19 protein-coding genes and 1 tRNA gene are annotated in these 16,963 nt (G+C 35.7%); 10 read left to right on the forward strand and 10 right to left on the reverse strand.

The window, feature by feature from the left end:
• Positions 1-206 precede the first annotated feature (206 nt).
• Positions 207-938 (forward strand): thioredoxin fold domain-containing protein, encoded by a 732-nt coding sequence (locus ACYQ3P_RS06380; RefSeq protein WP_460177105.1) that lies wholly within the window; start codon positions 207-209, stop codon positions 936-938.
• Here the strand turns inward: ACYQ3P_RS06380 and ACYQ3P_RS06385 are convergent.
• A complete protein-coding gene (locus ACYQ3P_RS06385) occupies positions 928-1,818 on the reverse strand; it encodes a selenium metabolism-associated LysR family transcriptional regulator (protein WP_460177106.1) in 891 nt (296 codons plus the stop codon). The two genes, ACYQ3P_RS06380 and ACYQ3P_RS06385, sit on opposite strands and share 11 nt — an antisense overlap.
• Before the next feature lie 515 nt (positions 1,819-2,333).
• Positions 2,334-3,587 carry an ISNCY family transposase gene (locus tag ACYQ3P_RS06390; protein ID WP_460177107.1) on the reverse strand — a complete coding sequence of 418 codons (1,254 nt, stop codon included), beginning with the start codon at positions 3,585-3,587 and terminating at the stop codon, positions 2,334-2,336.
• 212 nt (positions 3,588-3,799) lie between these two features.
• On the opposite strand from ACYQ3P_RS06390, the gene ACYQ3P_RS06395 reads away from it, so the two are divergent.
• Positions 3,800-4,318, forward strand: a complete 519-nt coding sequence (locus tag ACYQ3P_RS06395; protein WP_460177108.1) for a chemotaxis protein CheW — start codon at positions 3,800-3,802, stop codon at positions 4,316-4,318.
• Here the strand turns inward: ACYQ3P_RS06395 and ACYQ3P_RS06400 are convergent.
• From ACYQ3P_RS06400 to radA, 6 genes are all read right to left on the reverse strand, one after another.
• On the reverse strand, positions 4,305-4,700 hold the full coding sequence (locus tag ACYQ3P_RS06400) for a MamS/MamX family magnetosome protein (RefSeq protein ID WP_460177109.1): 396 nt from the start codon (positions 4,698-4,700) through the stop codon (positions 4,305-4,307). The two genes, ACYQ3P_RS06395 and ACYQ3P_RS06400, sit on opposite strands and share 14 nt — an antisense overlap.
• Before the next feature lie 47 nt (positions 4,701-4,747).
• Positions 4,748-5,098 (reverse strand): Spy/CpxP family protein refolding chaperone, encoded by a 351-nt coding sequence (locus ACYQ3P_RS06405; RefSeq protein ID WP_460177110.1) that lies wholly within the window; start codon positions 5,096-5,098, stop codon positions 4,748-4,750.
• Between the two features lie 47 nt (positions 5,099-5,145).
• The gene (locus ACYQ3P_RS06410; protein ID WP_460177111.1) at positions 5,146-5,508 is read right to left on the reverse strand and encodes a hypothetical protein; all 363 of its coding nucleotides are present in this window, start codon (positions 5,506-5,508) and stop codon (positions 5,146-5,148) included.
• A gap of 491 nt (positions 5,509-5,999) precedes the next feature.
• Positions 6,000-6,770, reverse strand: coding sequence for a 16S rRNA (adenine(1518)-N(6)/adenine(1519)-N(6))-dimethyltransferase RsmA (rsmA, locus tag ACYQ3P_RS06415; RefSeq protein ID WP_460177112.1), 771 nt, complete (start codon positions 6,768-6,770; stop codon positions 6,000-6,002).
• 31 nt (positions 6,771-6,801) lie between these two features.
• Positions 6,802-7,440, reverse strand: a complete 639-nt coding sequence (locus ACYQ3P_RS06420; protein ID WP_460177113.1) for a hypothetical protein — start codon at positions 7,438-7,440, stop codon at positions 6,802-6,804.
• Complete coding sequence (gene radA, locus ACYQ3P_RS06425) at positions 7,412-8,770, reverse strand: DNA repair protein RadA (protein WP_460177114.1); 1,359 nt, start codon at positions 8,768-8,770, stop codon at positions 7,412-7,414. The genes ACYQ3P_RS06420 and radA overlap by 29 nt, the downstream gene beginning before the upstream one ends.
• Positions 8,771-9,024: 254 nt before the next feature.
• On the opposite strand from radA, the gene ACYQ3P_RS06430 reads away from it, so the two are divergent.
• From ACYQ3P_RS06430 to ACYQ3P_RS06460, 7 genes are all read left to right on the forward strand, one after another.
• Positions 9,025-10,689, forward strand: coding sequence for a tetratricopeptide repeat protein (locus ACYQ3P_RS06430; protein WP_460177115.1), 1,665 nt, complete (start codon positions 9,025-9,027; stop codon positions 10,687-10,689).
• Positions 10,689-11,534 carry a 4-(cytidine 5'-diphospho)-2-C-methyl-D-erythritol kinase gene (gene ispE, locus ACYQ3P_RS06435; RefSeq protein WP_460177116.1) on the forward strand — a complete coding sequence of 282 codons (846 nt, stop codon included), beginning with the start codon at positions 10,689-10,691 and terminating at the stop codon, positions 11,532-11,534. The genes ACYQ3P_RS06430 and ispE overlap by 1 nt, the downstream gene beginning before the upstream one ends.
• 20 nt (positions 11,535-11,554) lie before the next feature.
• A tRNA-Gln gene (locus tag ACYQ3P_RS06440) sits at positions 11,555-11,626 on the forward strand.
• A 54-nt stretch (positions 11,627-11,680) separates the two neighbouring features.
• Entirely contained in the window at positions 11,681-12,622 is a 942-nt protein-coding gene (locus ACYQ3P_RS06445; RefSeq protein WP_460177117.1) for a ribose-phosphate pyrophosphokinase, read from the forward strand.
• Between the two features lie 14 nt (positions 12,623-12,636).
• Positions 12,637-13,281 (forward strand): 50S ribosomal protein L25, encoded by a 645-nt coding sequence (locus tag ACYQ3P_RS06450; protein ID WP_460177118.1) that lies wholly within the window; start codon positions 12,637-12,639, stop codon positions 13,279-13,281.
• An 11-nt stretch (positions 13,282-13,292) separates the two neighbouring features.
• A complete protein-coding gene (gene pth, locus ACYQ3P_RS06455) occupies positions 13,293-13,862 on the forward strand; it encodes an aminoacyl-tRNA hydrolase (protein WP_460177119.1) in 570 nt (189 codons plus the stop codon).
• Entirely contained in the window at positions 13,859-14,536 is a 678-nt protein-coding gene (locus ACYQ3P_RS06460) for a zinc dependent phospholipase C family protein (RefSeq protein ID WP_460177120.1), read from the forward strand. Before pth ends, ACYQ3P_RS06460 begins: the two co-directional genes overlap by 4 nt.
• A gap of 686 nt (positions 14,537-15,222) precedes the next feature.
• On the opposite strand, the gene ACYQ3P_RS06465 is transcribed toward ACYQ3P_RS06460, so the two are convergent.
• Both ACYQ3P_RS06465 and atpB read right to left on the reverse strand, forming a co-directional pair.
• Positions 15,223-15,555 (reverse strand): ATP synthase subunit c family protein, encoded by a 333-nt coding sequence (locus ACYQ3P_RS06465; RefSeq protein WP_460177121.1) that lies wholly within the window; start codon positions 15,553-15,555, stop codon positions 15,223-15,225.
• 27 nt (positions 15,556-15,582) lie between these two features.
• Positions 15,583-16,260: a F0F1 ATP synthase subunit A gene (gene atpB / locus ACYQ3P_RS06470; protein WP_460177122.1), complete on the reverse strand. Its 678-nt coding sequence runs from the start codon at positions 16,258-16,260 to the stop codon at positions 15,583-15,585.
• A gap of 184 nt (positions 16,261-16,444) precedes the next feature.
• Between atpB and ACYQ3P_RS06475 the strand changes: the two genes are divergently transcribed.
• Positions 16,445-16,819 carry a hypothetical protein gene (locus ACYQ3P_RS06475; protein WP_460177123.1) on the forward strand — a complete coding sequence of 125 codons (375 nt, stop codon included), beginning with the start codon at positions 16,445-16,447 and terminating at the stop codon, positions 16,817-16,819.
• Positions 16,820-16,963 lie beyond the last annotated feature (144 nt).

The raw sequence follows: 16,963 nt of genomic DNA on the forward strand, positions 1-16,963 counted from the left end.
ATCTCGCCTTTTTAGATTCCTTCGCTCGCAACGTTATAAAAGAACGGCTTCTTTGCGATGACAGAAAAAATCATTAGGTTTCCAATGACAGGCTAACAAAGGTTTTCTACGAAAATATCCCAATTTAAGTTTAGCTTATTCAATTTTTATTGACTTGTATGTCCTCATATCTGTTAGACTTAAAAAAAAGACAAACGAGGTGAAAAATGAGAATATTTAGGCTTTTCTTTGTATTTTGTCTGTTAGTCCTTGTAAGTTGTAATATGTCCTCTAATCCTTGTTCAAACATTAAAGAGGATGCTATAAAGAGCGCATTAAAGATTGATTTTGATAAGTTAGTTGAAAAAAATGATATAAAAGGGACTAATCTTTGTCAGATTGTAATTCAGAAAGCAGGGCATATCAATGTATTTTATGCATTTCCAGATGGTAAAACATTCCTATTTGGAGATGTTTATCAAAACGGCGAATTTTTAAACAAAGCTACCCTTGCACGCTTACAGCAGAGTATTTTTCAGAATTTCTCCGCGGAGATAGAAAAGGTTGTTGCATTTTCCTACAAACCTGAGGGTGCAAATAAATATGTATACTTGATTACTGATCCAGACTGTCCATTTTGTGAGAGATCAAAACAGGCTGTGAAAGAGTGGGCAGATTCAAGAAAGGTTGAGGTAAAAGTCATTTTCTTCCCCCTTGAGCAATTACATCCTCAAGCAAAAGATAAATCTATCAAAGCAGTTTGTTCAGGCATGGATTATCAGGGTTATTTAAACTCTGATTGGAAAGGGCAGTTATGTGATGAGGGAAAGAAAAAGATTGAAGCATCAATAGCGCTTATGAGCCAAATTCAGATAAACGGTACTCCCTCTTTTATTTCGTACAATGGAAAAAGGGCTGTTGGATTCTCTCCTGAAGGATTAGACAGCATTATAAAGTAAAGGCTTTTTCTATCAAAAAGTCGTAAAAAAGTTTATATATATAAGGCAGGTTTCTTTTTGTGTGAGTAATAATGTAAAAAGTTCTTTTCATCTCATAATTTTTGATTCTGATAGCCTTTAATTTTTTGCATTCTATTTCATCCTTAATCGCATGTATTGAAAGTATTGATATCCCTAACCCGTTTTTTATTGCCTGCTTTACAGCATCAGTGCTTCCCAATGTACAAACAACTTTCAATGATGCGATGTTTATACCTATTTTATTTAACCAATTCTCCATCTCTTTTCTTGTTCCCGAACCCTCTTCTCTCATAATGAAAGGGTAATCAAGAAGCTCCTCAGGGGTAATGTGTGATTTTCCTATAAAATTAGGACTTGCGATTACTAATTCATCATCCATAAAAGGTGTATAGTTTATCGCAGGGTTATTTATTTTTGTTCCAACAACACCAAGAAGAATTTGCCCAGAAATCAGATTTTCAATCACAGATTTTGAATCAGAAACACTTATATTTATAGAAATATTTGGAAATTTTTGTTTAAATAGGGATATCAAATTTGGCAAAATATATGTCCCCGGGATACTACTTGAGTCAACAAACATTTCACCAGATGGCGTTTTTATTGCTCTTTGAAAAGAATCCTTAAGATTATCCATTCGTTGGATAATGTCTAATGCATATTCAAAGAGAACTTCAGCTTCTTTTGTAGGTATAACTGTTTTGCCAATTCGGTCAAACAATTTAGTATTTAGTTCTTTTTCAAGAGTTTTAATATGTTCACTCACAGTAGGCTGAGTCAGATAAAGTTCTACTCCTGCTTTTGAAAAACTACGAGTTTTGTAAACAGAAATAAAAACTTTGAGCTGATGTATATCCATTGCTCTATAGTATAACAGAAAAAAGTTTGAAATACAAAAAATGTCTTTAATAGCGATAGAAAATCATGACTGTCAGTAATGAAAAATAGAGATAGACACTCGTCACTGCGAGCCCCCTGTTGCGAGCGATAGCGTGGCAATCTGGAGCGAAGCAGTCTCTAATTGGTAAATGGTGATTGGTGAACACCTCTCTGTCATTGCGACTCCGAGCAAAGCGAGGAGGAAGCAATCTCGTCTTTCTCCATTTCGTTAGGAAACAAGATTGCCACGCCTGCCTGACGGCAGGCTCGCAATAACTTTTTTCCTGTCATCACAAGGCTTGTAAAGCAAGCCGAAGTGATCTCCCTTTATGCATAAAGAGATTGATTCTGCATCCTGACGGATGCATCACAATGACAGCAAAAATTATTTATTCAAATGTGTATTCTATAGCCATTTTTTTGGTTTCTGACCACAAAAAGTATGTTATTACTAAAGTCAAGTCACACTTTATTACTACATTAAAATGTCACATTTTATTTTAAGCTTCTCCTCCAAGGGTGATTAGCTGCAGGTTTATATTTCTTCTTTTCCTTCTGCTCTCTCTGTTCCTCTATATAAGTCCTGAGATTTAAAATCTCTTCTTTCTCTTTAAGTCTCTCTTTTTCTGTCTTATCTAATCCTTTTATTTCTGAATATCCTATACGTTTGCCTTCCCATAATATCTCCATTCTACCGTCTCTAAGTTCACAAACCTCTACCCATTTGCCTGCAAGGCTCTTAATTCCCTTTACAGGAAGTATCTGATAAACTCCTCCACAGTATCTTAATGTGTTGTCTTTGTTCACTTTTCTTGGATGTTTTATTGAAAAGACAAGGTCAAGGTCTTTTTCTGTAGCCACAGGCATATAAAGACTCTCTACAGAAAGAGTGTATCTACTGTTACTCCATGTAAGAAATTCCTCTTTGAGAAACTTGTTAGCCTCATCATAATCCCTTATACCACTTAATCTCATCTCCTTAATAAGCCTGTCCTGAAAAAATCTAAACTTACGTTCAACTCTTCCTTTTGCCTGCGGAGTATTTGCATTGATTAGTTTAATCCCCAATTCATTTAATGCTCTTGCAATCTGGGTTTCTTTATGTTGTACTTCAACATGATAGTGAAGCCCTCCATGCCTTGTTGTCCTAAAGTGAGAGGCTTTATCAGTGTATAAAGCCATAAAGACACCTCTTTGCTCTATATATGCTCTTATTACTGACATATTTGCCCATACTGTCTCAGATGGATGAAATTCAGCATACACAAATCCATCTGCATCATCTATCATTGCTACAAGCCACCATTGCTGCCCAATACCTTCAATCCACCTATGTTGAGATGAATCCATCTGCACAAGCATTCCTGCCTTAGGCATCCTCCTTCTCCTTCGGTATACTTTTCTTTTCTTCTTAGGTTCATGTAACCCTTCCTGTATCAATATCTTTCTTATACTTTCATAGCTTAAGTTAATGTCATGAACATCCTTAAGTTTATCCTTAAAGTGAAGTATGTTGAAATCCCAGTACAAGGACTTTCTCAAGCTTATGATCTCATCCTTGACGGAAGAGTCAATCTTTAGGGCTGTGGGTGGCTCAGGTATTTTCCTTAAAAGTCCCTCAAAACCCTGAAACTTGAACCTCTCCTTTAGCCTTAAAACCTGTCTGTAACTCAACCCTAATATCTCCTGAGCTTGTTTAAGGGTTAAAAAGCCTGATAAGACTTGATTCATTACTTCAAACCTCTTCAACTCTTCCTCCGTAAAAATGTATTTTTTTCTCCATAAAACCTCCTTCCTTTAGATTGCTTGCCTAAAAGAAGGAGGTTAACATATATGTGACATTTCAATTTAGTAAAAACAGATGACATTTTAATATAGTAACCACAGGATATCTATAATAAGTTGAACTTAAAATGTAAAATAAGTTACACTTCAAAAAATAGTTTTGAAGGAGGTTAATTATGAGCGATGCATTGGTATCAACTGAGAAAAAAATAAAGACAGAATCAAAAATTCTACAACTTGTAACATTCACCCTTGCAAATGAAGAGTATGCTGTGGATATTCTTAAAGTGCAAGAAATAAATAGAATGAAAGAAATTACAAGAGTGCCAAATGCACCATATTATGTTGAGGGAGTTATTAATTTGAGAGGTAAGGTTATTCCTGTTGTAAGTTTAAGGAAGAAATTTGGACTACCAGAGGAAGAAGAAAAATCAAGCCAGAGAATTATGATTATGGATATTCAGGGAATAACTATTGGGTTAATAGTTGACTCAGTTAATGAAGTTTTAAGAATATCAACAGATATCGTTGAGCCTCCACCGCCTATGACTTACTCTGTAAGCTCGGAGTTCATAAGAGGGATTGCTAAACTTGAAGATAGACTAATCATACTTCTTGATATGGATACTTTTATAGGCAAGGAAGAAAGCATGGGAATGATTGAATCAACTGAAAAAACTGCTATTGAGGGTTGAATTTTCTGTGTTTTCCTCTACCTCTCCAGCATGGATGTAAAGATTCGTCCCGAAAAGTATGTATTTTTCCTGTGCTAATATTGTGGATTTCTCTTGCCATTAAAAACTTTTCTCCCCTTCTTGAGAAAAATTTAGCTCCGTAAACAACTACTTCCTCGCCTGTGTTCAATTGTATCCTTTCCTGTTCAAAATACCAATAGGGAGCGGTTAAGACATTATAAATTCTATTATCTTTAATAACGCCTAAAATTACAGGTCCATGTTCTCTAATAATTATTTCTGAGATTTTGCCTTTGATTGTAATTTCAGTATTGGGGTCATATTGCTCTTCCCAGTCATGTGCTGATACAACTTCACCGGTAGTTATTAATATACTTATCATAAACACGCCCAACATTATTATAAGGGGGGCTTTCGCCCCCAAATGCCTTACCATCCACATATTCTTCTAACATTTAATCCTCTTTTGCCACCATATCCATGAGGAAGTCCCATTTCATGAGCTTTTTTGTGCATCTCTACTCTAAGATTAGCCCTTTCCTGCTCTTTTTGCTTAATTGCGTTCCAGTCAGGATTTGGTTGTGCCCAGAGAGTTAAAAGTTCTCCCCTGAGTTGAATGTCCTTCTGATAAAGTGGCTGAATCTCTTTGCAATACTGTTGCGCCTTTTCAGGGTCTACTCCAACAGGATAGTGTGGTCCCATACCTTTCTGGGCAAATGATACTCCTGCGAATGCAATTACAACAGCTGTGATAACCAAGATACTTGCTAATTTTCTCATAAATATACCTCCTATTTTTTGTTTTCATGCTTAATAGCCTATTAATTTTACCATCCTCTGCCACATCTGTGCATACCCATTTTCCCATATGGCAGTCCATACTCATGAGCTCTTTTTTGTAACTCTGTCCTCACTTGAACCATTTCTTGCTGTTTCTTGGAAATTGCATTCCAATCAGGATTTGGCTGGGCATAAAGTTGCATAAGCTCCCCTCTTAATTGAAGCATCTTTTGTCTAATGGGTGTGGTATCATTGTAAAACTGTTGAGCCTTTGCAGGATCAACCGAAGAATAACATGGACAACCTTGTCCTCCATATCCAGGACCACCACCCTTCCATGCATAAGCTGATGCACCTATCATTATAAAAACAACAAGCACACTCAATATAGTAATTGATAGCTTTTTCATCCTCCTCACCTCCTTTCTTTGTTGTTTTTTTGCCTAAATTGAGCGATTCTCAAATGTTATTGCAGATGGCTGCTGCGACTTCAGCTTGTGACAGTCTTCGCTCCTTTCCATCATTGCGACTCTGAGCAAATCGAGAGGGAAGCAATCTCTAAATATTCGTAAAACATAAGACATGAGACATAAGAAGTAAAAAGATAAAAGAAGAGATTGCTTCGGCATCCTTACGGATGCCTCGCAATGACTACCTTCTTCGTCATTGCGAGGAGCAACAGCGACGAAGCAATCTCGTCTTTCTTTTTGCAGTGAGGAGATTGCCACCCTCGTTTTACAATAAGCTCTCAATGACAGGCTAATAAAGGTTTTATGTAAAAAATCGCTCATTTCAGTTTTTAATAAATCAAATAATGTGCCAAAATGAAAAGCTATTGATTTGTAGATGATTTTATATGAATTGGGCTAAAAGATGGATTAAAAATTTTGCAAAATTTGCATTAGGATTTGCAAAGATTGCAAACTCCATTTGCAATCTTTGCAAAATCCTCAATTGTGAGTTCCTCTGGTCTTTTCATAGGTTCAATGCCTATTTTGATCAGAAAATCTTTCGGTTCATCTATAATTGACTTTAAAGAGTTGGAAAGCATTTTTCTTCTTTTACTGAAGGCTGATTTAACTACTCTGAAAAAAATCTTCTCATCTTTAAGTTGAACTGGAGGCTTATCTCTTCTATCCATTTTTATTACTGCAGATGTAACTTCTGGCGGTGGACTGAAAAAATGGGGAGGAATGTAAAACTTAATCTCAGTCTCCATGTAATACTGGGCTATGATGCTTAGGGCAGAATATGCCTTTGTTGAAGGCTTTGCATTGATTCTTTCTGCGACTTCTTTTTGAATGGTAAGGGTCATTGATAAAAGATTTTTTGCCTCAATAAGCCTGAAAATAATCGGCTTTGTTATGTAATATGGAATATTTGCAACCACCTTAAAAGGACCGAGTTGTTCGTATGGAAATTTTAAAGCATCTTGGTTAACAAGTTTCAAATTTTCACTGTTGACAAATCTTTCTTTTAGAATTTTGAAAAGATTCTGGTCTATCTCAATGGCAATTACTTCCTTTGCATGCTTAAGCAGTTCTGCTGTTAGGTCACCCATGCCAGGACCTATTTCAACCACTGTGTCAGAAGAAGTTATTCCAGAGACACTTATTATTCTTTCAAGAATTTCAATGTTTCTTAGAAAATGCTGACCTAATTTTTTCCCCATTATCCTTTAATCTCCAGCCTCCATCCACGATTCACGGCTCACTTTTCAGCTTAATTTTTTCCACTTTTATTTTAAGAGTCCGATTTTTGTAATAAACAACAATGTTGGAAGGCATGTTTAAAACAGTTCCATTTTCTGTTGTAATCTTATTGTATGCATCATAATTGATCAAAACACTCTGTCCATCTATATTTAAAGTTTGTTTTACTGGCATAAAGCCTGCTTTTGAAAGAAGCACAGTTCTTCCGTCCTTTTCTTTTAAAATGTAATAATTTTCATCTTCCTCTATTGAGAAATCACCATTCCACCATATGAAAGCCTTTCTTATGCCTAATGCTAGCTGTTTTAATCTATCCTTTTCAATCAAAAGAGTCGAACTTACCTCTCCGCTTTCCTCATAAAGCTCTCCTGCGGGAAATCCCATGTAATATACTCTTAGTAAAAGTTCCTTTTCAGTAATCCTCAGCAAAGCATCGCCTGTGAGAACACTGTTTTTTGCTTCATACTGAATATTTAAACTGCTTTCAATGAAATTGTAATTTTTCATCTTAGAGATAAAATCCTGTAAATCCTCTGCTTCAAACTCCTTTAAAGCAACTGGTTTTTTTTCTGCACATCCAAATATTAAAAAAACAATAAGGCTAACTGTTAATAATTTCAATAAGTTCATTTATTGACCCCACTCCATTGATTTTTATTTTAATTTTTTCTTTCATTCTTTCAAGATTGCTTTTTGGTATGATTGCAGTTGTCATTCCTATTCTTGCTGCTTCTTTAAGGCGAAGCTCTGCCTGCGAGATTGCTCTCACTTCACCACTTAATCCAACTTCTCCAAAAATTACCATCCCCTCTGGCAAAGGAACATCTCTAAATGATGAGATTATTGCAGATATGACTGCTAAATCAGAGGCTGGCTCAGTTATTTTAAGTCCTCCGACAACATTTACAAAAATATCTGCTCCTGCAAAATTTATTCTACCCCTTTTCTCTAAAACAGCTACAAGGAGATTGACTCTCTGGTAATCAACGCCGATGAAATTTCTTCTTGGCATTCCAAAATTTGAAGGAGTAACAAGTGCTTGAATTTCTGTAAGAATTGCTCTTGTTCCTTCCATAGTAGCTGTAATTGCTGAACCACTTGAGGAGGAATGCTCCGATAGAAATATTGCTGAGGGATTTTCAACTTCGTGAAGTCCCTCACTTGTCATTTCAAAAATTCCTATCTCATTTGTGGGTCCGAATCTGTTTTTTACGCTTCTTAAAATCCTGTATGCATAGCCTCTGTCTCCTTCAAAATAAAGCACTGTATCAACAAGATGCTCAAGAACACGAGGACCAGCAATTGCGCCTTCCTTTGTAACATGTCCTATCAGAAAAACAGGAGTGCCTGTCCGTTTGGCAAAATTCATAAATTTTGCTGCAGACTCCCTTATCTGACTGACTGTTCCAGGTGCTGAAACTGCTTCCTCAGTATAAACAGTCTGAATTGAGTCAATAATCAACAAAGATGGTTCAATATCATGTGCACAGTCAATAATTTTTTCAACGAGTGTCTCACTAAGAAGAAGAATATCATCTGATTTTGCTTGCAGCCTCTCTGCTCTGAGTTTTATCTGCGACAGAGACTCTTCTCCTGAGACATAAAGCACCTTCCCATAATTTTGGGCAATGTTATTAGCAACCTGTAACATTATTGTAGATTTTCCTATGCCAGGATCACCGCCGATCAGCACAAAAGAACCTTTTACAATCCCACCGCCAAGAACTCTGTCAAGCTCTCCGATACCTGTTGAGATTCTGTCTGAAACTGAAATCTCTATGGAGGATATAGAAAGAGGTTTAACAGATAATTCTGTTTTTTTTGCAGAAGCTTGCGCATTATCAATCACTTCTTCAACAAAACTGTTCCACGCTCCACAATCAGGACATTTACCTATCCACTTGGGAGAGATATAACCACAGCTTTGGCATTGGAATACTCTTTTTAACTTGGGCTTCATGAATTAATGATAATTGATTTTGTGATTTTTTTACAAAAAATTGATATAATGAATTTAGAGCATGAAGCTCTATGAACCTCATGAAGAGGTTTAAATCCCTATGAAAGGGAGGTACGCCATGATTAGGAAAGTATCAGGAAAGGCTATGCCTACCTGCAAGTGCAAGAGTTCTTGCTAAGTGTCTCTTTACATGAGCAAAAGGGGGAGATTTTTCTCCCCTTTTTTTATTACCTATTGTTGTGCCATAATATTATATGTTCCGTGCATTAATAGTAGCTTTTTTCGTTTTATTTATACCAGTTTTGGTCTTTGCTGAAGAGGATTCATATTATCCTTTTATTGCTGGATACTATTCTGAAATTAATGGAGATATAACTTCTGCAATTTCATATTATGAGCAGGCTTTAAAATCTGCTCCTCAGTCAGTATTCCTAAAAATAATTCTTGCCAATGCTTATCTAAAAGTAGAACAGATAGAAAGAGCAGAGGAACTCATTCAGGATGCTTTACAAAACTCACCTGATAATATTGAAGCCCTAAAAGTGCGTGCTGCAATTTACATTAAAGAAAAGAAAATCTTGGAAGCTATCAGCGTTTATGAAAAAATAATCGATAAGGTTGCCAACAAAACTGAAATTCTTGCAAAAATTGGCAATCTTTATCTATCAGGAGGAATGTTAGATAAAGCGGAAGAAGCCTTTAAGCTCATGCTTAAAGAAGATGATGAAAATATTATGGCTTTGCACTTCTTAGGTGTAATTTATATTGAAAAAAAGGACTTCAAATCAGCGAGCGAAACTTTTCAAAAAATCATCGCTATCAATCCCGATTATGAACCTGCATATACCAATCTTGGAGTAATAGAAGAGATTAGAGGGAATTCAAAGGAGGCAGAGTCTTATTTTAAGAAAGCACTTCAGATAAATCCTGAAAATCTTTTTGCCAGAGAGAGACTGATTAATTTATACATATCCCGTAAATCATTCAAACAGGCAATTGAAGAACTTGAAGCCCTTAAAGGACAAAAATCAGAGTCAGAACAGATTAGTGAAAAACTTGCAATTCTATATTTGCAGACAAAACAATTTGATAGAGCTTCAGAAGAGCTCAATTATCTTCTTTCAAAACATCCAAATGACCTAAATCTCCTTTATTATCTTTCATTGAATTATATAGAAACAGGAAAGTTTGCTGAAGCCGAGAATATTCTGAAAAGAATAATATCTCTTAATCCTAAACAAGTTAATGCCTTTGTTAATCTTGCAACCGTTTATCTGAAACAAAAAAAATATAAAGAAGCCTTAAATATCTATGACGAAGTTCTACAGTTTGCAGATGATGTGCCTGAGATTTATATTTATGCCATAGAAACTTCTATGGAGATGAAAGAATATGAGATTGCAAAAAATTATGCAGAAAAGGCTTTAATTAAATTTCCAGACCATGTTGATATTAACTTCCTATCAGGAGTAGTATTTGATAAGCTTGGAATTTTTGAAAAAACTGAGCAATTTATGAAAAAAGTTATCTCCATAAATCCTGAGCATGCAGAAGCTTTAAACTATTTGGGTTATAGTTATGCTGACAGAGGTATCAATCTTGAGGAAGCCCTCCGTTTGATTGAAAAGGCAGTGAAAATAAAGCCAAACAATGGCTATTATTTAGATAGCTTGGGATGGGTTCATTTCAAGCTCGGCAATAAGCAGTTTGCATTGAAATATCTTGTTGAAGCAATAAAATATGTGAAAGATGACCCTGTTATTCTTGAACATCTCGGAGATGTTTATAAAGACCTCGGCAACTTCCAGGAGGCATTGAATGCTTGGCAAGAGGCTCTTAAGTATCATGAAAAAGAGATTGGGTTAAAAGAAAGAGTTGAGGAAAAAATAAGAAACATCAAAAAATTTCTTAAAAATTAATGCTTACTATTAAAACACCAGCCAAGATCAATTGGGTTCTTTCTGTTCTAAGAAAAAGACAAGATGGTTATCATGACATAATCTCTCTTATTCATGCAATAGATTTATATGACACTATGATATTTGATGATTCAGATAGAGTGGAAATTATTTGCAACATGCCAATCAAAATGGAAAATAATCTTATCTATAAGGCAATCAGAGCTTTTCAAGACTACACAGGTATAAACAGAGGTATAAAGGTAACCTTAAACAAAGAAATTCCCATAGGTGCTGGATTGGCTGGTGGAAGTTCTGACGCTGCAGCAACACTGAAAGCAATTAATAAACTGTGGCAAATTGGATTAAGCAATTCAGAGCTTCAACAAATAGGAGCAAAATTAGGAAGTGATATTCCTTTCTTCTTCAATCTTCCCCTATGCATTGTTGAGGGAAGAGGTGACATAGTTAAACCCCTTGAAATTAAGAAATCTCATACTCTATTGCTTGTAAAACCACCTTTTAGTATTTCAACAAAATGGGCTTATAATTCTCTAACCCTCACGAGAGAATTGACAGAAATTTATGAAAAAATTAATAATAATATTTGGCAGTTGTATGAATTACTTGTTCGCGGGGATGAAAAATTAACTCTGTGGAATGACCTTGAGAAGGTTGTATTACAGAAATATCCCGAGATAGATAAGATAAAAAAAAGACTTTTGACTTTAGGTGCAAAAGCAAGCCTGATGAGTGGAAGTGGTTCAACAGTATTTGGTTTATTTAGTAGTAAAGAAGAGGCTTTAGCCGCCTCTGAGGCCTTTTCAGGATACTGGTGCAGGGCTGTACAGACCCTTGTAGCTTGAAAAAAAATGATTTAAATACTTGGGGAGTCGCCAAGCGGCAAGGCAGCGGATTTTGGATCCGCCATTCGCAGGTTCGAATCCTGCCTCCCCAGTTAATAAAAAAGCCCTCATAGGAGGGCTAATTTTTATTTTAGGAGTTTGCTATAATGCCGAACGGAATACGACTGATTACAGGTAATGCTAATCCAGAACTTGCAAAAAAAGTTAGCGAGTATCTACAAACCCCGTTAACAGAAACAACTGTTACTACTTTCAGCGATGGCGAAATAATGGTGCAGATTAAGGAAAACATCAGAGGCTCAGACGCATTTATAATTCAGCCTACATGCCCTCCTGTAAACCAGAATATCATGGAACTTTTACTTCTTATTGACGCCCTTAAGAGAGCTTCAGCAAGAAGAATAACAGCAGTAATTCCCTATTATGGATATGCCAGACAGGACAGAAAAGTCCAACCAAGAGTTCCTATTTCAGCAAAACTGATTGCAAACTTAATAACAGTTGCCGGAGCTAACAGAGTTCTATCTATTGATTTACACGCAGGACAAATTCAGGGATTTTTTGATATTCCAGTTGATCATCTTATTGCGCTACCTGTTTTTTTAGATTATCTTAGAAAAAACAAGCTTGATAATATCATCGTTGTTTCTCCAGATGCTGGAGGCACAGAAAGGGCGAGAGTATTTGCGAAAAAAATAGATGCTCCCCTTGCAATTGTTGATAAAAGAAGAGATGCTCCAAATGTCTCAAAAGTAATGCATGTTATAGGAGATGTGAAGGACAAAGATGCCATTCTTATTGACGATATGATAGACACTGCAGGCACAATAACACAGGCAGCAAAGGCATTATTAGAAAAGGGAGCAAAAAGAGTTTTTGCAGCAGCCACACATGGTGTGCTCTCAGGACCTGCCATAGAAAGACTAAATGATTCGGTATTGGAAAAAGTTATTATTACTGATACAGTCCCAATTGGAGATAAAAAGGAAAAATGCCCTAAAATAGAAGTTCTTACAGTTGCCCATCTTTTAGGTGAGGCAATAAAGAGAATTCATGAAGAAACTTCAATAAGTTCATTATTTGTGTAAAGGAGGAATGGAAGATGGAAAAATTTGTGCTACAAGTATCTAAGAGGGAGAAAAAAGGGAAAGGAGCTGCAAGACAATTAAGAAGAGAGGGATACATTCCCTGCGTTATTTATAAAGATGGCAATTCAACTCCTATACAGATTGCCGCAAAGGAAATTCTTCCCTTCATGAATATTGCCACAAAGGAAAAAATATTTGTTACCTTGAAGATTGAGGATAGTGAAAAACAGGCAATATTGCAAGATTATCAAGTAGATCCAGTTACAGGCAAATTATTGCATGTTGATTTCATGGAGGTTAGTGCCACTGAAAAACTCAGGGTTACAATCCCAATAGTGTTAATTGGAGAACCAATTGGAGTTAAACAGGACAAAGGTATTCTTCAGCACGGAATTACAGAAATTGAAATTGAAGCGATTCCAGAAAAAATACCTGGACACATAGAAGTTGATGTTTCCCAATTAGAAGTCGGGGATGCTGTGCATGTTAGAGATTTAAAATTTGAGGAAGGAATTAAGGTCATTTCTGATCCAGATGAAGTTATTGCAACAGTAACAGTTGAATCTGAAGAAGAAATAACTCCATCCACAGAAGAAACTGTTGAACCAGAAGTTATAAAGAAAGGCAAGAAAGCTGAAAAAGAGGAGGAAGAAGAATAACAGCTCTTTAAATGGTATTAATAGTCGGGTTAGGCAATCCTGGTAGAAAATATAGAAACACACGACATAATGTGGGATTCAGAGTAATTGATGAGTTAGCTGAAAAATTTGATTTTAGTTTTAGGGAACATGATGATTATCTAATTGCAGAAGGCAAAATTAAAGATAAAGATGTTATTTTATTAAAACCACTTACTTATATGAACCTAAGTGGAAGGGCAGTGAATAAAGTTGCAAATGATAAAATATTAAAAAATCTGCCTAACTCTTTAATAGTGATTCATGATGATTTAGATTTGCCAGTGGGAAAAATAAAAATTAAAAAATCTGGCTCATCTGGTGGTCACAAAGGAGTACAGTCAATAATCAATTCCATTGGCAATCATAATTTTATTCGGATTAGAATAGGAATTGACAAACCCTCTGATGGAGATATTTCAGATTATGTATTAAGTCCTTTTTCTAAAGAAGAAAAACCACTTATTGAAGAAAAAGTTTTACAAGCCACTGATGCAATTGTTACAATACTTGACGAGGGTGTTGAAAAGGCAATGAATATTTACAACAGAGGCAAAGCATGATAGTAATTTTTTTATTTATACTTGTATTTTTTTATCCCGAAACCTCATATGCATGGGGACCATTGTCTCATGCATATTTGGCGCAGCAGACTTTTAATTTTATCCATCTTATTCCAATTTCCCTTGTGCCACTTATAAATAATTACCAACAATACTTTATATACGGTAATTTGCTTCCAGATGTTGTAATAGGCAAAAAGTATCTTCCAGAAAGCAAAAATCCCCATTCATGGAAAACTGGCTTAAATCTTCTTGAAGACGCTAAAACACCCGAAGAACAAGCTTTTGCCTATGGATTTCTGACTCATCTTGCAGCAGATGCTGTTCTTCATAAGGAAATAAAAGACCTCAATCCTTTACAGCATATGATTTTTGAACTCAAAGCAGACAGGATGGTGGATAGACTATACTGGCTTCAAATAATGGCAATTAGTAAAAGAGTGAAAAAAGTAAGCGACCGATTCTTTGAGCAAAGTATAGTGGAATCAATTCCGACAATGAAAACATCAAAGAAAATATACAAATCACTAATTTTTCTCTCTGGTTTCAATTTCGGAGAATTGAAAGACTCTACTACATTTGAAAACTTACATGTTAAATCATTAAATGCGATGTTAGACATTCTTAATTACGGAAAAAATTCAGACATAATAAGAATGTCTCCTAATCACTAAAAGATTTGTATGTGTATGTGTATGTGAGAACAGGTGGGAAAAGTAAAAGAAATACCAACCAATCGCTGTATTTTTTTTAAATCTTTATCAATCACCAATCGTTTATAATGCTTTTTGGTTCTAAATTGAGTTATTATTTACAAAACCTTTGTTAATTCGTTATCGTGAGCGAAGCGAAGCAATCTCGTCTTTTTTATACACCGAAAGAGGGATCACTTCGGCTTGCTTCGCAAGCCTCGTGATGACGGAGGGGGTGTCATTGCGAGGGTGCGTTAGCATCCGAAGCAATCTCGTTTTTTCTCTCTCAATAAGGAACGGGAATGCCACACAGTGCTTTGCACTGCCAGCAATATCAAGATGGAGCATTAAGGAAGAGAGATCGCTACGCATACCTTTCGGCAGGTTTGCAATAAAACCCTTAATCATCCTTGCGATAGCACTCCCCTTTTCGTCATCGCAACCGGATCGCCACGCCTTCGGTTCGCTACAGTCTCGTGCCCGAAGCAATCTCAAAAATTCTCAAGCAGTACTTAATAACAGGCTAACAATGTTTTTATATAAAAATCGCTCAATTTAGATAAAATAATTTTTGCAGAGTAGAAAAGAGAGAGAAATTTTGTTATTAATGGTATTGAAATAAAAAAAGGGAGGCTTTTGCCTCCCTTTAGAAGAAAAATTAACTAAAATTACTTCACAAAAGGATTTGCGTAGAAGGTAATAAGAACAAATACGAGAACATAAATGACCAATGACTCAATCAATGCAAGACCTACGATGAAGAATGTCATAAGTCTTCCACTGACTCCAGGGTTTCTTGCGGAACCTTCAAGAATACCTCTGAGACCCTGTCCCATTCCAGCTCCTCCACCACCTGCTGCTGCACCAAGTCCTATTAATGCGCCAGCTGTAGCATAGCCGTAATAATTGAGCTTTGCTGGATCTGACTCAGCAGCAAAAACTACTGAAGCAGTAAGAACAACAACAAGAGCAGCAAAAAGAACTACAAAAAGCTTTCTCATTGATACTCCCTCCTTTCTTTTTTTATTTTAGTGATGCTCCTCAACAGCACCAGCTATATAAACTGCTGTTAATAACATAAAAACGTATGCCTGAAGGACGCTAACTAATGTTCCAAGAGCTAAAAATGCAACAGGAACTATTAGTGGAGCAAGAATTCCGAGAACCATCAAAAGTAGATGCTTACCAAACATGTTACCGAAAAGTCGGACACCCAGTGTTAATGGTCTTGCCAAATGGGTTATCCATTCAACGACAAACATAAACATCATAAATGGAATAGCATAAACGCTTCTGATTGGACCAAGAAAATGTTCAAGATAGCGAATTCCGTGAACCTTGAAGCCCATATACTGATAAATGAAGAACACGGGAATTGCCATAGAAAAGGTAACATTAACATTGGATGTGGGCGACTCAAAACCTGGAATAAGACCAAAAAAATTGCCTACTAAAATATAAATAAAAAGAGTTCCAAGCAAAGGCAAAAACTTATCTGCCCACTTAGGTCCAATGCTTGTTAAAGCCTGTCCCCGTAGAAATTCAAATAGAACTTCCATAACATTTTGAAGAGCTGATGGAACCATCTTAAGATTGTTCTTAACAATTAAAGCAACTACAATAATTAAAACCATGGCTAACCAAGAATGGCTAACGTAAGCTGGGACAGAAGGAATTAACATGTGTAAAAAACTTGGTGCTTCCACAGTAAGCCTCCTTTCTTACAAAGATAATTTAGTATATAATACACAAAATTATTTTAAATGTCAAGTTATCGCATTAGATAATAAAAAATGTCCGTGAAATATAGATGGATAGATAAAAATAAAATGTCCGTAAAATGCTAAAATATCTCCTGAGTCAAAACAACTAAACTCAGGAGGACAAAACATGATACAGGAGTTTGATATGCAATTAATGACAAGGTTGATAAAAAACTACATAAGCGCATCAAAAAACAAAAAATCTGAAATTATCAGACAGTATGCTGAAATCTCAGGTATTTCAATATCTACAGCTCAGAAGAGACTGAAAAGATTTGAAAAAAAGTATTTGACAGGACAATATCATACAAAAATGAAAAATACTCAGAAAAACTCTAAAAGAAAAAAGAAGTACAATTGGCAACATATTGAACTATTGAGACAGTGCCTTAAACTTTCAGGTTTTATATGTGCAGAAAGGCTTCATCCAATACTTTCTGTCTGTATTGAAGAACTTACCAAAAATAGCGATAGAAATCCAATAATTGGTATAACCATTTGAAAATTAAGTATTTTTTTGCTGTCATTGTATGTTAGATCACTCTTGTCCAAAATAAATTTTTTAAAAAGCTCCGATCTGGGTAAAATAGATAAACATTTAGCTTAAAATTAAAGACCCAGATTGGAGGTGTATATGAATAAGTAT

Source organism: Thermodesulfovibrio hydrogeniphilus (assembly GCF_054657355.1).

Excerpts from the sequence above, each read along its gene's own strand:
- ACYQ3P_RS06380 (WP_460177105.1), top strand. The coding sequence starts at position 207 with ATGAGAATATTTAGGCTTTTCTTTGTATTTTGTCTGTTAGTCCTTGTA.
- ACYQ3P_RS06385 (WP_460177106.1), bottom strand. The coding sequence starts at position 1,818 with ATGGATATACATCAGCTCAAAGTTTTTATTTCTGTTTACAAAACTCGT.
- ACYQ3P_RS06395 (WP_460177108.1), top strand. The coding sequence starts at position 3,800 with ATGAGCGATGCATTGGTATCAACTGAGAAAAAAATAAAGACAGAATCA.
- ACYQ3P_RS06400 (WP_460177109.1), bottom strand. The coding sequence starts at position 4,700 with ATGATAAGTATATTAATAACTACCGGTGAAGTTGTATCAGCACATGAC.
- ACYQ3P_RS06405 (WP_460177110.1), bottom strand. The coding sequence starts at position 5,098 with ATGAGAAAATTAGCAAGTATCTTGGTTATCACAGCTGTTGTAATTGCA.
- ACYQ3P_RS06410 (WP_460177111.1), bottom strand. The coding sequence starts at position 5,508 with ATGAAAAAGCTATCAATTACTATATTGAGTGTGCTTGTTGTTTTTATA.
- rsmA (WP_460177112.1), bottom strand. The coding sequence starts at position 6,770 with ATGGGGAAAAAATTAGGTCAGCATTTTCTAAGAAACATTGAAATTCTT.
- ACYQ3P_RS06420 (WP_460177113.1), bottom strand. The coding sequence starts at position 7,440 with ATGAACTTATTGAAATTATTAACAGTTAGCCTTATTGTTTTTTTAATA.
- radA (WP_460177114.1), bottom strand. The coding sequence starts at position 8,770 with ATGAAGCCCAAGTTAAAAAGAGTATTCCAATGCCAAAGCTGTGGTTAT.
- ACYQ3P_RS06430 (WP_460177115.1), top strand. The coding sequence starts at position 9,025 with ATGTTCCGTGCATTAATAGTAGCTTTTTTCGTTTTATTTATACCAGTT.
- ispE (WP_460177116.1), top strand. The coding sequence starts at position 10,689 with ATGCTTACTATTAAAACACCAGCCAAGATCAATTGGGTTCTTTCTGTT.
- ACYQ3P_RS06445 (WP_460177117.1), top strand. The coding sequence starts at position 11,681 with ATGCCGAACGGAATACGACTGATTACAGGTAATGCTAATCCAGAACTT.
- ACYQ3P_RS06450 (WP_460177118.1), top strand. The coding sequence starts at position 12,637 with ATGGAAAAATTTGTGCTACAAGTATCTAAGAGGGAGAAAAAAGGGAAA.
- pth (WP_460177119.1), top strand. The coding sequence starts at position 13,293 with ATGGTATTAATAGTCGGGTTAGGCAATCCTGGTAGAAAATATAGAAAC.
- ACYQ3P_RS06460 (WP_460177120.1), top strand. The coding sequence starts at position 13,859 with ATGATAGTAATTTTTTTATTTATACTTGTATTTTTTTATCCCGAAACC.
- ACYQ3P_RS06465 (WP_460177121.1), bottom strand. The coding sequence starts at position 15,555 with ATGAGAAAGCTTTTTGTAGTTCTTTTTGCTGCTCTTGTTGTTGTTCTT.
- ACYQ3P_RS06475 (WP_460177123.1), top strand. The coding sequence starts at position 16,445 with ATGATACAGGAGTTTGATATGCAATTAATGACAAGGTTGATAAAAAAC.